The sequence below is a fragment of the Helicobacter macacae MIT 99-5501 genome (assembly GCF_000507845.1).
Classification (GTDB): Bacteria; Campylobacterota; Campylobacteria; order Campylobacterales; family Helicobacteraceae; genus Helicobacter_B; species Helicobacter_B macacae.
Genome location: NZ_KI669454.1, coordinates 1322688 through 1337735, shown reverse-complemented (window position 1 = coordinate 1337735; position 15048 = coordinate 1322688). Strand labels below are relative to the sequence as shown.

The following is a 15048-nucleotide window of genomic DNA, read 5'->3' as shown; positions in this document are numbered from 1 at the left end:
CTCACCACTGCGCAGGTAGCAAAAATGTAGCCACAAAAATGTAGTCTTACTTGCTAATGACTGCGTTTTGCTGCTTACTTTTGCTATCTACCCAAATATTTGGGACTGCTCCACCGGGTGTCAAAAAGATTTGAGCATCTTTATTTTCTTTCAATGCTTCATTAAACTTGCCTTGCATTTCGATTTGTCGCAGTTCTAAAAGCCGTTGGGAAAGGCTATCATTTACAAGGCGGTTTGCTTGGGATTGCCCTTTTGCTTCGATTTCTAGTGAGTCGGCTTTACCTTTTGCCCTCTCACGCAGGGCGTTTGCTTCCTCTTTTGCTTTTTGGGCATCTCTTTTTGCTAGCTCTACACCCTCGATTCGCGATTTGACTTCTTCGGGCAGGACGATTTCACGCAGCTGGATAGATTCTAGCTTCACAGGTTGATTTGGCACAGAATCTATGCTGTTTTTGAAGCCATTGTAAATAAGGCTTGCTACTTCATCACGCTTGGTGGGTAGCTCTTCTGTGGGGTATTTTCCCACCGCACTTCGCACGATGTCGCGGATAACGGGGTTTATAAGTTTTTGTTCCCACGCAGTCCCATAGTTTGCGATAGTGAAAGGCACTTTGGCTTCATCTAGTCGATATTGCACGGTTAGTTCAATAGAGATTGTCATACCGCTAGTGTCCATTACATTGATTGCTCCATTTCGCAAAATGCTTTGATTTTTGCCGACATTGCCCATATCTTCTGTGCTAGAGAAATTTAGCGTGCGAACTTTTGTGTCGATGATGATGACATCTTGAAAAATAGGGACAAAAAAGTGCAATCCCGGCTTCATAGGATGGTCATAGTCGTATGCACCCATCGTTACTTTGATGCCTGTTTCGCCAGAATTTACCACCACAAATGGACGCGCCATTACAAATAGTAACACAGCGATTACTCCCACTATTGCGTAAGTTACAAAACGAGAGCTTAGCAGATTTGGAGGGAGGTTGAAATTGGGATTAAAATTTGGTGGGAAAGGCGACTTGTTTTTATCGTTGTCTTGGTTATTTCTGTCGTTATTTGAGCCATTTCCACGATTTTGTGGATTTTCGCTATTTTGGCTTGAGCCGTTGTTGGCATTTTTGCGTTTTAGGTGTTCGTTTAAGTCAATCGGCATTGATTCTCCTTAAGTTTTTAGATTTTGTCTTGTAGTTGCGCTTAAGATTTTCGTTTCTGTAATTTTTGTCGCAACTTTGCTTTAGTCAATAAAAGTGAGATAGTGCGCGTATTTTGGATTCTCACCATTGATGATTTTGTTAAACTCGGCTTGGAGGGATTTTGTAATCTTGCCTGCCTTGCCCGAGCCTATGGAATAGAAATCCACCTCGCGTATAGGTGTAATCTCTGCAGCCGTGCCTGTGAAAAACGCCTCATCAGCGATATAGACTTCATCACGCGTGATATTGCGCTCAATAACTTCTAAGCCCAAATCACGCGCTATTTCTATGGTGGTGGCTTGGGTTATAGATTCCAAAGTGTAGTCGTGTGGAGGGGTGATGAGCTTGCCATCGCGCACGATGAAAAAGCACTCGCCACTTCCCTCGCTTACAAATCCGTTTTCATCAAGTAGCAATGCCTCCTCGCACCCACAAGCAATCGCTTCGTATTTTGCCATTTGGGAGTTTAGGTAGTTTGCCGCAGCTTTTGCCTTGCCCATCGAGCTTTTGACAGAATTGCGTGCAAAAGAGCTCATTTTGACTTTGATTCCATTATTTATGCCCTCTTCGCCAAGATACGCGCCCCACTCCCACGCAGCGATTGCTGTTTCCACAGGTGCGTTTGCGTGATACACGCCCATAACGCCATAGCCCAAGAAAATAAATGGGCGAATATAGACATTGCCTTTGTAATCAGCCTTGTTTGCCTTTAGCAAGTCAATATGGGCTTGCTTGAGCTCCTCTAGGCTATATGGGCAATGTATGCGCACAATTTTTGCAGAATTTAACAACCTTTTGCAGTGCTCATCAAGTCGAAAAATCGCTAGTCCCTTTGGCGTCATATATGCTCTTGTGCCCTCAAACACGGCATTTCCATAATGAATAGTGTGGCTTAGGATATGCGTGGTGGCGTCTTTCCACGCCACAAGATTGCCATTTTTCCAAATGTAGCTAGATTCTTTTAGTGCCATTTTTACTCCTTTTTGCAGGGTTTGTTGATTTTATCGTGTAAAGCTATTTGTGTTTAGAGTGTCTATTTGAGCTAGTGCGCTCACTAGGATTTCTATGGTTTGTTTTGTGGCGATTTTTGGTATGGCTTGGTTTGTAACGAGATTTGCTAGCAGAATCTTTTTTTTGCTTGGAATCTTTAGATTCTGTCATTTGAGGGAATTTTGGCATTTCTGGCGTGGTTTTGCTTAGATAATGCGTAAGTAGCTTTAAGCATAGCTGACTTAGCTCAATTTCTTTGCCTATGCGAGAATACGCTTCGATAGCCTCATCTGAAATCTTTGTTTCTAAGAGTTTGTTTAGCCCTTGTGCTGGGTCGATAGGCACTTCAAATAGTTCTAGCTTTGAGCCGACATCATCTTGGATTCTCTGCAATTCTCTATACTCTAGTGGGCTTACTAGCGTGATAGCCACACCCTTTTTGCCTGCCCTACCTGTGCGTCCTATGCGGTGGATATAGCTTTCGGGATTTAGTGGAATGTGGTAATTAAACACGTGGCTTACATTGCTAATATCTAGCCCACGACTTGCTACATCGGTGGCTACAAGGATAGGCACGCGCTTCTTATCGGTATTTCGCCCTTTAAATGCGTTTATCGCCTCTCTCCTTGCCCTCTGGTCTAAATCCCCGTGCAAGGCGACAGAATCATAGCCTTGCGCGTGCAAAAACTCATTTAGATTGTCCGCTTCTTTTTTGGTGCGAGTAAAGATGATTGATGAAGTGGGGTTTTGTGTATCAAGCAGTCGTATTATGGCTTCATTGCGCTCGTTTTCGTTGATGACATAGTATTTTTGGGTAATGTCGTGGTTGGTTACTTCTGCGGGTGCGATTTTGATTTTGGTGGGGTTGATTAGGAGTTTGTCAGCTAGCTCTTGGATAGGCTTTGGCATAGTCGCAGAAAAAAGCAACACTTGGATTTCTTCGGGCAAGTATGAAAAAATCTCCTCAATAGAATCCAAAAACCCCATATCAAGCATTTCATCGCTTTCATCAAGGACGATGATTCTAGGGGAGAAGTTGCGTAAGCGGTTGTTTTGCAAGTGGTCTAGGAGGCGTCCGGGCGTGGCTATCATTATTTGTGGTTTTTTATCCAAAAAGCTAATTTGATGCTTGATATTTTGCCCTCCATAGACGCATATCGTGCGAGTGCGACAAAATCTACCTAGCTTAAATGCCTCATCGCTGATTTGTATGGCAAGCTCTCTAGTGGGAGTGATGATTAGTGCTTCGATTTCGCCGTTATTTTTTAGGTTGTGCAAGATGGGGAGGACAAAGGCTGCGGTTTTGCCTGTGCCTGTCTGGGCTTGGGCGATGACATCGCCTCCTTTTAGCACGGCTGGTATCGCTTGGGATTGAATAGGGCTAGGCGTGCCAAATCCCGCAGCTTCCACGCCTTTTAGGACTGATTTTTTTAGCCCCAAATCATTAAAACTAATTTGTTGTGTCTCCACTTATTTCCTTTTTTATCTCATCTTTAACTATTTTTTGTCTCAAAAATGTATTTGTGTGAATTTTGTTGCTTGTATAAAATTTCGCATAATTATATCGCTTAAGCCTTACATTTTGGTTAAAAATGCTAGATTTTATATTTTTTTAGCACCACAGCACTACAAGTGCTACATATAGTTGGAGATTTTGCTAGATTTTGGCAAGAATCCAAAAAATTGGTATAATTCCACTTTATAGGCTTTTATTTTGGTTAAAAAAAAATGTGGCAAAAAATACAAAAACTTCAAACGATTCAAAAAAAACCACAAAAAGATTAAAAGTAATAAAGGAAACACAATGCCAAACACACCTCCAAATATGAATGCAGATTCTAGCCAAGCCACACTTGCACGCAATTCTAAAGCCTATTTACTCATCGTGCTTGCGTGTTTAAGTGCCTTTGGTCCTTTTATTACGGATTTTTACCTGCCCGCTTTGCCAAAGATTCAAGAGCTTTTTCACTCAAGCAAAACCTATGTCCAGCTCTCTATCACTTGCTCGCTTTTGGGGCTAGGGCTAGGGCAGCTTGTTATGGGTCCGCTAAGTGATATGTATGGGCGCAAACGCGTGCTTGTTATCTCACTCGTTTTGTTTGTGCTAAGCACGGTTGCGTGTATTTTTAGTTGGGATATTGGCTCTTTTGTCGGGTTTCGCTTGTTACAGGGAATCTCTGCAAGCGGTGGTGTAGTGATTTCGCGCTCTGTGGTGGCGGATTTATTCGCTGGGGAGGAATTAGCGAAGTTTTACGCAATGCTTGGTGCAATACACGGGCTTGCGCCTATTTGCGCCCCTGTGCTTGGTGGGATAATGCTTGAATTCACCGATTGGCGCGGAATTTTTGTGGCGTTATTTGGCATTGGTTTGGCACTTTTAATCGCTGTATTTTTCTTCCGCGAAAGCCTGCCATCACAAAACCGCCTAAAGGGCAAAATCTATGAGAGCTTCTCATTTTTATCTATAGCAAAAAATCGCGCTTTTATGCTCTATACGGCGATAAATGCCGTTGCTATGGGGTTTATGTTTAGTTTTATTTCCTCGAGTTCTTTTATTTTTGAGGGGCATTTTGGGCTAAGCGAATTGCAATATGGATTTTGCTTTGGTGCTGCGGCGTTAGGGATTACCATTGGCGCGAGTGTTACGCCATTATTTAAAAGCGAGCGCAAGGCATTAAAAGTCGGCATTATGGGGTTTTTTGTGCTAGGACTTACCACAAGCGCAATCGTGCTTTGGCACGGCAATATGTGGATTTTAGAATCAAGTGTCGTGCTCACGCTTATTTTTCTAGGTATGATTTTGCCTTCAGCCACCGCGCTAGCAATGGAAATGGAGCGCAAAAACGCGGGCAACGCCTCTGCGGTTCTTGGATTTTCACTTTTTGCTTTTGGTGGGATTGTATCGCCACTTACAGGGCTTGGAGATATTTTTATATGCACAAGCGCGGTAATGGCAGGCTCTGCAATCCTTTTGGCAATTTGTGGAATTCTCACAAAATTTATAAAATCTCGTCCTTAAGAAAGGAGTAGTATGCACTTTAGGTGGCACTCAAAAAGACACACGCATTTGGAGCATAGCGCGAAGTTCGCCCTCAAAGGTGCGTTTGCTATCTCGCTTGGGCTTATTTTTGCCCTGCTTTGTGCGATTATAAGTGCGCTTATTAGCATTTATTATTTTGATGCGAGTGCGCAGGTGGGCGCGTTTATGGGGATTCTTTGCTTGCTTATCATTCTTTGGACAAACCAAGCCCTGCCACTTGGCATTGTCTCGCTCCTGCCTATCGTGCTTTTCCCCGCTTTTGGAATCCTCGATGTAAAATCCGCTACGAGCAATTACGCAAATCCTATCATTTTTTTGTTTTTGGGCGGGTTTATGCTCGCCACTGCGGTGGAAAAAATCGGGCTTCACCGCATAATCGCAAAAGCATTCTTAAGCCACTTCCCACCCACACCAAAAGGCGTAATAACCGCGCTTGGCGTGGCAAGTGTCGCACTTGGTAGTGCGCTCTCAAACTCCACAGTCGCCCTGCTGCTTATCCCTGTGGCGTTATCTGTGTCAAAAGATGTCGTGCTAAAGACGCGATTTTTGCTTAGTGTGGCGTTTGGAGCGAGCATTAGCGGGATTACCACGCCTATTGGCACACCGCCAAACCTCATATTTATCGGGTTTTTGGAGACTGTGGGATTTGAGGGGATTGGCTTTATGACTTGGATTATGATGATGCTCCCGCTTACGATTTGTATGCTTTATGCAATGGTGAAAGTCCTCTCTTTTGGCTTGCCAAATGAGACACTTCAAATCGAGGTGTTTAAAGAAATCGGGGTAAGTTTCGCGCATAAGCGGTTGCTTGTTATGCTTGCGTTTTTGCTTATTTTGCTGTTGCTAAATTCCCCTATAAAGCCTTTTTATGACGGGCTAGGGCTAAATGAAAATGTCGTGTTGCTCTTTTTTGGCTTGCTTATGTTTGTGCCAAAGGTTGGATTTTTGCAGTGGGAAGATTCTAAACAGATTCCCTATGAGATTAACTTTTTGTTTGGTGCGGGGTTTTGCGTGGCTATGGCGATTTCTGAAATGCACTTAGGCAGCGCGTTTGCACCGATTTTTAGCTATCTCTCAAGCCTGCCAATCCTCGTGTTTATCCTGCTTTTGTGCTTGCTCGTGCTCGTGCTAAGTATGTTTATTAGCTCTACGGCACTCATTGCGATTTTGCTCTCTATCATTTTTGCGAGCACGAAGGGGTTTTTGGACGCGCAAATGCAAAGCCTTGTGATGCTTATCGCCACGATTTGCGTGGGCTTTAGCTTTATGTTTCCTATCTCTACACCGCCAAATGCGATTGTTTTTAGCAAGGGTGGGATAAAAATCTGGGATATGTTTCGCTTCGGTATCGTGCTAAGCGGGGTGGGTATCGTGCTACTGATTGCCTTTGCAATGCTGTATTGGCGGTGGTTTTTGTAAGGGGGTTTTGTGCGGATTTTTGTTTGGTGGTTTTAGACTTAGCGCAAGTTTTTGGCGCGGATTTATGTTTGCGGATTTTTGGTTTTTCTAGAATTTAAATTTTAAAAAAGGCGTTTGTTTAGTGGCTAGAATAACTCACTATGCGAGTAAAAATATTGAATATTTTTAACAAAAATATGGACTTTTTCTTTTTACCAAGTGTTTTTTGTGTTATAATCCGCTTGTTTTCTAGGGGGCACTTGTCCCCACTTCTATTCAATCCTATTTAGCTTCTTAGTTTTTTATATTCTCGTTATAGCGTGCGTAAGTTATCAAATCTTTATCAAAATTTGTGATTAAATCATCAAGAAACACCGTGATTTTACTTGGTTTTATGGCTATGTATGCCTTTTCTTTGTGTTTGTTTTGTATTTTTACATTTAGTCTAGGATAACCATTTTGCGTAATTTTGTAGAGATTTTCAAAGTGAAAAGCGCGGTTTCTAATAAGTCTAAAAAGTTGGATAATCGCACTTACTTTGTGATGACGCATTATGCTTGTGCTGTAAAAATGGTGCGGATTTTTCGCACAATATTTTTTCAAATCTAAATTATCCAAAAAATCCTTGCCAAATACTTGATTGTGGATTTTATAGTGCTCTACCACTCGCACCCAAAAACCCAAACTTTGCATAGAAATGATTTTATCGCGCGTTGGATTTTGCTCGTTTTTATCCTTTTTTAGCTCAAAATCTTGTGGCAGAGATTGTAGCCATTTTGGATTTTGTGCTTGCATAATCTCATCAATGCTATTGCGCAATATGATTTCTAAAATACCTATTTTGCGTGATATTGTGCCAATTAGAGCGAGATTTTCCTCGTGTTCTTGTGGGCTAGTATAACCATTTAGCCTTGCTTGTGAAAAAAGTTTGATAAATTTTTGTGCCTGCAAAAAAATCCTTATATTTGTATATTTTTGCGTGATTTGTGTAGTTATCTTGCCATTAAACTTCGCGTATTGTAGCATAATTTTATTCCACGATTGGGGGTTTGTTTGGTGGGAGTTTTTGCTATGTTGAGCGGAGTGAAATTTCTCTATTGTATTGTGTGTTTCGTTATTTTTGTATTCCGCACTTTTGTTATAGATTTCCCTATCTTGTCATTTTGAATATTTGTAAGAATGCGAAAAATCTCTGCGATGATTTGATGAGATACTTCGCTTGCGCTTAAGTATGACAAAAAGGCTTGCTTACAACGCTTTCTATGTGGGGTAAAAGCGTGTCAGTCAATATGATAAAAGGTGTAAGGGCGTGTGAGTTGGTATGACAAAGCGCAGAGTATCAATCAGTATCAAATAAAACTTCTTGTAGTATTTTAGGTTTTTTAACGCTAAATTCAAACTTGTTTTCGGCTATAAAATTAAAAATATCCATACATTCTATTTTTAATTCTTTGCAGATTCTAGGGATTTTTATATGTTTTCTTTCCTTGTTATCTATAAATTTTTCATTGCTTATTATCGTGTATTTATTTTTCAAAGCAACAGCCACAAGCCAAGCATCTGCCTTATTCTCATCAGCAAATTTTTCTTTTGCTAAATTATTAACACTAAGATTTTGTGAATGCTTGATAACTTCTATATAGGATTCCATATATTTTGTTTCATCAATAAAGAATTTTTGTGGTAAGTTTTTTATAAACTTGCTAACCCAATCCTCTTTCGCCATTAGTTCTTTCTTTACTTTTCTAATGCTTCTAAAAGAATCTTTTTTGCTTAAATATTGCATCAAGTTCCAAAATTCAGCAAAAAATGTATGATTATAATACCGCAAGTCTGAATCTAAAAAGAAATTTGTATCAAATAAATATTTTTTCATATTTTTAGCTCTTTTCTTATGTTGTCAAAATGTTTCATTTCTTTTATCCCCAGATAGTCCATAGCAGTATTAAAGTCTAAATTGTTGTTTAATGTTTGAGTTACAATCGCCCTTGTAAAATTTGCACTATTTTCCTTGATAATTCTTCTAGGGGTTTTATGCTTATCGTTGCGGGCAAAAAACTTTTTCTTAGGTAGATTTGTTAGATATTCTCTGTATTTATCGTAATCTTTCTTAGAAATAATTTTTAAATTTATCGCTTTTGTAGCGATTGCCTCCTTGCTTGCTAAGCACTCTTTTTCTATAAATTCTGCATTTTCATTTATTTTCAAATTTTTATCCCATTTTTCTAAGATAAACTTCTTTGGAATCAAAATTTCGCTAGCAATTTCATTGCAAAATTTTTCTATTTTTGAATGTTGGTTATCATTGGTTGTAATTCCATTCTCCCCACATAAAATGTGGGCTAGTTCGTGCAGAATAGTGAAAATTTTACCACGATATGAGTCAGCGTTGTTTAGAAATATTACAGGTGTGTAGCTGTCATACAAACAATATCCCCTACAATCCTCTATTTCTATTTTTGTGCCCTTTTTTCTATCTATGCTACTTGCAATAAAAATCAAAAAATTATTATTTTGTAGCCTGTCTATAAGTTTTTGCATAGCCTTATAGGGGTCTTTTGGCAAGGATTCAAACGAAACGAGCCTTTTTATGGATTCAACAATATCGTTTTTGTTATTGTATTTTTGCGTAAAGTTTTCTTTCTCACCCACTGAAATAAGGTAATCTCTATACCATAGTTGTTTATATTCACTATTTTTTACACTTTCTTTTAAGGTATTTGATATAGGCAAATTTAAGTTTTTTCTGCGCAATTCAGGTATTTTGATATTCTCTTGCGGTAGTTTTTCCAAAAAAAGATAGCCAAAAGGAATTTGTAATTTGCTTGCTATTTTAGACAAATCTCTATATTTGATATTAAGTGTTGAGTTATTAGGATTTTTTACAAAGGCGATAAAATCCCTTGCCCCACTGCCAAAAACAGAATTAGCTATATGTTCTAGTGAAAGATTGTTTCTTTCTAGTGCTTGGGTAATGACGCTTGCGCTTGGTGTCATACTCAACTACTCCATTTCTGTTGGTTTGTTAGGATTTTACCAAAATTCTAGGGTAATGTGGCGGGTTGTAATACATTTTTGGGCTTTTTTTGTTGGTTTTGTTTGATATGTTTTTAAGATATTTTATTGTATCCAAATAGGTTAATCTCGTCTGGTTTTGTATATTTTTCTAGGTTATCAATTTTTGATTTGTCTATTATTGGATATTTTTTAATTAAATTTTTTAACTCATTACAACTTAGCCAATTAACATTCCATAATTCTACTTGATGTTTTTTATTTTTAGGGAGTGAATTTATGTAATCAACCTCTTTACATATTTGTTCATCAAAAAAATTTTCGCTAGAAATGTTCAATTTAATAACGGCTCTTTGAAGCCAAATTTGCATATAAGCGTTATTGTTGATTCTTTTAAGTCTTTGGATTGTGTTATCAATAAATTTCTTGTTTTTAATTTTGTCAAATAAAAAACCTAAAATTGACATAGTAATAGGGTATATTTTTGGATTAAGTGAAGCAATATCCACTAAAATGGCGATTAGAACATAGGTGTCTTTGCCTAATCGTGTTTTAAAAAGTTTGTTTGTAGCTACCTTTTTATCTTTTTGTTTAGATTTATGCAAATCACTTAAAAGTATTTGTAAAACTTTATTTAGTGTGCCACTATTTTGGTGCTCTAATGCAAATCTATGAAACATAATAAGTTGTTTTTGTAGTGTGGTCTGTCCTCTTAGGTTTGATTCTAGAAAGAGCCATTCAATCTTATCTTTTTTAATAGAGCCTTGAATAACATTTTGTGAAGCTGTTGTTTTGTTTGGATTTAATTTAAGCCCTGTTTTTGCAAGAATTTTAGATAGGTTTTTAAGTATAAAGTCCGCAATTTGTGGATTATTGACAAATATTTTATAGTCATCTCTATAACGAATTATTCTAAAATCTTTCTTGTCAATTTTATTTTTTTGCAAAATTTTACTCAAAAGACTATCAATATAAACTAAAACTATTTCAGCAATAAAATCCATTAGATTAGAACCTTGCGGAATGCCGTTTGTTTGTCCGTAGCACATATTTCTAATATACTCATCTATTTTATTGCCCAACAAATCATCATTATGTCCTCTATTTTCTTTTGCTACTTTCTTTGTATGCAAAGCCCAAGCAATGGAGTGCGTATAGATTGAGGGGTAAAAATTTGTTATATCGGTATCAAATAAATAGTCAAATTCTAGGCTATATTTTATAGATTCTTGCTCTATTTTTTCCCACCATTCCAAAATTTGTTCTGCTTTATTTGGTCTGTTAGTTTGTGACTTAATAGGAATACTATGAGATTTTATAAAATTATTTTTGTTTAGTTTTTTGAAATTATTTTGTATAAAATCCCAATTTTTTTGCTTTGTGATTTCTCGCACAAGATACACATATATGAATGGATTTATTAGTTCAAATGGACGCCAATCGTATCGCCCATTTTTATTATTAAACAATTTATAATTAACATTGTCAAAATTTTTTGACTTAGTGCCACCTATTGCTTTAAAAGTAATATCTTGTTTATTTTCAATTTTATCATCTATGGCTTTAAGTAAGGGTTCAAAATTTATGTATGGTGGTAAATCAAAGTTGCAATAGCTTTTTTCCTCCAAGAAAAAGTTTTTAGCTTCTTTACAATTAAGTTGCAAAATATTTTTTCTTTGGTTAGCCACGCCTTTTGTCCTTTATTTTTCTTTCCAATTTCTTAAAATCACACTTCAGTCCGCCTCTTATATTGCTGTCATAATCGCAAATATATGTTAGGGTTTTCATATCAAATCCAAGCACTTTTAGGCAAATGTGATAATCCAAAATATCCACGCTATCTTTGATTTGCGAAGTGGCAAAAAAGTTGTGTTGCGTGTTAAATACACTTTTCATTTTATTCCAATGACTTAATGCTAGCTCTTTCCACAAATCATCATATTTGTTTATTAGCTCCATTTTTGGTAGCCTGAAACTATCCATAATGTCTTTGTTATTATGCCTGCCGTCCCCATAGATTCGTAGCCACCAATAATACACATTTGAATTGATAAGACAAAACACAAAATATTTATTACTCACGCTAAAAGACTTTATTTCCGTGCTTTGATATGGAATCTCCAAAAACGCGTTATACCAATAATTACCGCTTGTGCGTATGTATAGGCACTCATCGCCACCAAAGAAGTTTCCAAGTTTGTTTGGCAATTTTTTAAGATATTTTAGTAGCTCTAGATTCTTCAAAGAACCGATTTTTGGCACTCTATGCCTTTGTGAAAAATCCTTGCCAAGTTCATCACCAATAAGCAATAAATCATCTACATTGCTAAATTCTAATTCCTCGTGTGGGATTTTTTGACGCACAAAATTACTTGTCCTAAAAACCGCTTTTTGCTTGTGGGCTTTAGAATCCGCAAAGAGAATGCACACACTTTGCGACATTTTGTCAAACTGCGGAGAGCCGTCTCTATCATAAGATGATATTTGTATGTATTTGTAGTTTGAGTGCAAAAGATTTCTTAGCCCACTTTGTGCTAGCGAAAACAAAAGCGCGTAGCTTGTAACAAAACTAAAACGCGCTCTTTGTTTAATGAGTGTGTGCGCTAGCTCGGCGAAGTTTGAGCTAATCTCGCCAAAATAAGAATGTGGAAACGCGGATTCTATGATTTGTTTTTGTATGAGTTTGTTTAGATTGCCATACGGTGGATTGCCAATGATTAAATCAAACCCCATAAAGTCGCCATTGCTATCTAGCACTTCAGGGAATTCAAATCGCCATTCAAACGCGTTTTTATACTCCTCGCCACTTAGGGCGGAGTCGAGTTTGTGTCGCAGATATTTGATATTTGCATAGCTTGCTGCGGCTTGCTTTTGCTCCTCATCGCTTAGGTTTTTATCATCAAAAAGATTGCCCGTGTAGCCACCTATGCCATCTAGCAAACTCTCATCATCAAGCATAAACATACCAAAATCGCGGATATGATTTTTGATAGCTTTTTCTAGGCTCGCCTTTGTTTTGGGGTCTTTTAGTGTGAGTTTGAATGTCTCTTTGAGGTTTGCGATTTTAGATTCTATGTCTTTTTTGCTTGCTTTGAGTTCGCTTTGGTTAGAGTGCTTGTAGTCTAGCACTAGCTTTTGGTAGTCTTTTATTTGTTTATTGATATTTGGGATATGTCGCAGGCTATCTTGCAGGCTAAAGCGACTTATAAGGCTATTGCCACATTTTATGTTTATGTCGATATTTGGCAGGGTTTGCATTTGGTGGTAGTTCTCTGGCAAGTGTTCATCAAAGCCCTCGCTTGCCTGAGTGAGATAGTAGCTATTTTTGAGTAGTTCTATCCAAAGGCGTAGTTTGCAGATTTCCACAGAATTGGGATTTATATCCACACCAAAGAGGTTGTTTTGGATTATGGATTTTTTAAGGGTAAAAAGGCATTTTTGCACGGCTTGATTATTGTCATTTGGCTTGGTTGGCTTTTTGTAGTCAAATACTTTGTCTTTTGCCACATCGATGATGATTTCATCATCATCGATTTTGAGTTCGTATTCGTTGAGTTCATCGCTTAGTCGCAAGGAATGATAGATGCGTATCATTTCGCATAGTGCGGAGACAAGGAAGTGCCCGCTGCCCACGCTTGGGTCGCAGATACGCACCCCGCGCAAAATCGCTTTGAACTCATCTTTGCGCTCTCTCTCATCGCGGATAAGCTCGGCTAGCTGTGCTAGGCTTGTAGCGTTCCACTTGGGATTTGCTTCGTTAAATCGCTCTAAGATGACTTGCTCTAGGCTAATGCGACACATATAGCTTGTGATGAAGTTTGGCGTGTAGAAACTCCCCTCTTTATAGCCATTTAGCTTCTCAAACACTAGCCCTAAGACATTTGTTTTGATAAGCTCTTTTTGCTCGATAATTCTAGAATCTTCGCCCTCGTTGTAACCGCTCGTGTCGCTTTCGCCACTGCCAAAGTCAAAGGCGTCTAAAAACTCAAAAATATAGCTTAGCAGATTTACTTTTCCCGCTTGCCTTTTGCCCTCTTTGCGCACTTGCGTGGTGGCATAGTAGGAAAACTCCGCGCTATTATCAAGCATAGAAATCTCTAGCACCTCCTCGCAAGGCTGTCGCTCAAAAAGACTGGAATTTAGGTGCGGGAGGTAGGCTAGGGGAGAGTCCTTTGGTCGCTTGCTATGCTCCTTTGCCAAAATCTCAAAGAAAAGGTGGGAGAGTGCTTGATAGTCCTTTAGCTTAGATTTGTTTAGGAATGCTAGGGCTTTGTCATCGTTAAATCGCACAAGGTTTGCCTCGATGAGCTTTAAGAAAAGTATGCGGTTTAGCCACAGGATAATGTATTGCATCACAAAGTCTAGATTTTGCGCCTCGCTTGGGTGGGTGGCTTGTAGTTGAGTGATGATGAGATGATAGAGGGTGTTTGCGCCCTCAAGGCTTTCTTTGCTAGGCAGGATTAGGATTTTGCCACTGCGCTTATACTCGCTTAAGCCCAAAATGTATAAGAGCTCGTTATAAAATCGCGGGCTTAAAGGATTGCTCTGCTTAAACTCGCCAAAGAGGAAGTCTTTGTGAAAGATTTTGCAAAGGGTTTCTAGGGACTTTTTGCCCTTTGGGGTGAGGGCTTGCATAGTGCTTGTGGCTAGGTTTTGTGTGGGGCTTTGGGCGGTGTTTTCGGTGGCGTTTTGGCTTGGATTTTTGTTTTTTGTGCTTTGTGCGGGGGTTGTGCTTTGCGTGGAGGTTGCTTTGGTAAGCCCTGCTAGGTTTGATAAATCCACGCACACACCGCAAATCTCATCATCAAGCAAATCCAAAATGCCCTGTGCCTTTGCATAAAAATTGCTCGTGTCGTTTTTGTATTTGGCAAAAATATCTTTGATTTTGGCGTTTTTGGCAAAGAGCCGCTCAAACTCCTTGTAGCCAAAGATAAAAAAGCGCGTAAAATCCGTGATGATGATAGTTTCTACGCTGAAATTTTGCTTATCCACCACTTCGCGCAAATAGTATAAAATCGCCTCGTGCAGTGCCTTGCAGTTGGGATTTTGGGGAGAAAACATTTGCTTGCTTTTGGATATAGATTCTGGAAGTTTTGCCTCGATTATGACTTTTACGCTGTCATTTTGCAAAAGGGCTAAGTCAATCGCGCTATTTACGCTTTGTGCGCCACTTTCTTGGTCGATTTGGGTTTGAAATCCTAGCGCGTCAAAAAAGCGCGCTAGCTCGTTGCCTGCAATGTTGCGCTCGCTGTATTTGGTGGTGCTTGCGCTGATTTGGGCGAGCTTAGCTTGGGCATTTGTGTGATACTCGCCAAAGACTTTGGCAAAGGTGTTTAACTCGTTTTTCTCTAAGCCCTCTTGTGCGTAGATAGAGTTTATCTCCTCTAGTTTGAGTGCGCGAAATGCTAGCAT

Annotated in this window: 10 protein-coding genes; 2 read left to right on the top strand and 8 right to left on the bottom strand. The window is 38.9% G+C overall.

Annotated features, from left to right (window positions below; all coding sequences use genetic code 11):
- Window positions 1–46 precede the first annotated feature (46 nt).
- From HMPREF2086_RS05850 to HMPREF2086_RS05840, 3 genes are all read right to left on the bottom strand, one after another.
- On the bottom strand, window positions 47–1153 hold the full coding sequence (locus tag HMPREF2086_RS05850; RefSeq protein WP_023927846.1) for a prohibitin family protein: 1107 nt from the start codon (window positions 1151–1153) through the stop codon (window positions 47–49).
- Between the two features lie 81 nt (window positions 1154–1234).
- Window positions 1235–2164, bottom strand: coding sequence for a branched-chain amino acid transaminase (locus tag HMPREF2086_RS05845; protein ID WP_023927845.1), 930 nt, complete (start codon window positions 2162–2164; stop codon window positions 1235–1237).
- Between the two features lie 43 nt (window positions 2165–2207).
- Window positions 2208–3653 carry a DEAD/DEAH box helicase gene (locus HMPREF2086_RS05840; RefSeq protein WP_023927844.1) on the bottom strand — a complete coding sequence of 482 codons (1446 nt, stop codon included), beginning with the start codon at window positions 3651–3653 and terminating at the stop codon, window positions 2208–2210.
- A 334-nt stretch (window positions 3654–3987) separates the two neighbouring features.
- Between HMPREF2086_RS05840 and HMPREF2086_RS05835 the strand changes: the two genes are divergently transcribed.
- Both HMPREF2086_RS05835 and HMPREF2086_RS05830 read left to right on the top strand, forming a co-directional pair.
- A complete protein-coding gene (locus HMPREF2086_RS05835; protein ID WP_023927843.1) occupies window positions 3988–5202 on the top strand; it encodes a Bcr/CflA family efflux MFS transporter in 1215 nt (404 codons plus the stop codon).
- A gap of 12 nt (window positions 5203–5214) precedes the next feature.
- Window positions 5215–6642, top strand: coding sequence for an SLC13 family permease (locus HMPREF2086_RS05830; RefSeq protein ID WP_023927842.1), 1428 nt, complete (start codon window positions 5215–5217; stop codon window positions 6640–6642).
- A 273-nt stretch (window positions 6643–6915) separates the two neighbouring features.
- On the opposite strand, the gene HMPREF2086_RS05825 is transcribed toward HMPREF2086_RS05830, so the two are convergent.
- From HMPREF2086_RS05825 to HMPREF2086_RS05805, 5 genes are all read right to left on the bottom strand, one after another.
- A complete protein-coding gene (locus HMPREF2086_RS05825; RefSeq protein ID WP_023927841.1) occupies window positions 6916–7647 on the bottom strand; it encodes a hypothetical protein in 732 nt (243 codons plus the stop codon).
- A gap of 313 nt (window positions 7648–7960) precedes the next feature.
- Window positions 7961–8497, bottom strand: coding sequence for a DUF4411 family protein (locus tag HMPREF2086_RS05820; RefSeq protein ID WP_023927840.1), 537 nt, complete (start codon window positions 8495–8497; stop codon window positions 7961–7963).
- On the bottom strand, window positions 8494–9618 hold the full coding sequence (locus HMPREF2086_RS05815; RefSeq protein ID WP_023927839.1) for an ImmA/IrrE family metallo-endopeptidase: 1125 nt from the start codon (window positions 9616–9618) through the stop codon (window positions 8494–8496). The genes HMPREF2086_RS05820 and HMPREF2086_RS05815 overlap by 4 nt, the downstream gene beginning before the upstream one ends.
- Window positions 9619–9731: 113 nt before the next feature.
- The gene (locus HMPREF2086_RS05810; RefSeq protein WP_023927838.1) at window positions 9732–11324 is read right to left on the bottom strand and encodes an RNA-directed DNA polymerase; all 1593 of its coding nucleotides are present in this window, start codon (window positions 11322–11324) and stop codon (window positions 9732–9734) included.
- Window positions 11317–15048, bottom strand: a complete 3732-nt coding sequence (locus tag HMPREF2086_RS05805; protein WP_023927837.1) for a type IIG restriction enzyme/methyltransferase — start codon at window positions 15046–15048, stop codon at window positions 11317–11319. The genes HMPREF2086_RS05810 and HMPREF2086_RS05805 overlap by 8 nt, the downstream gene beginning before the upstream one ends.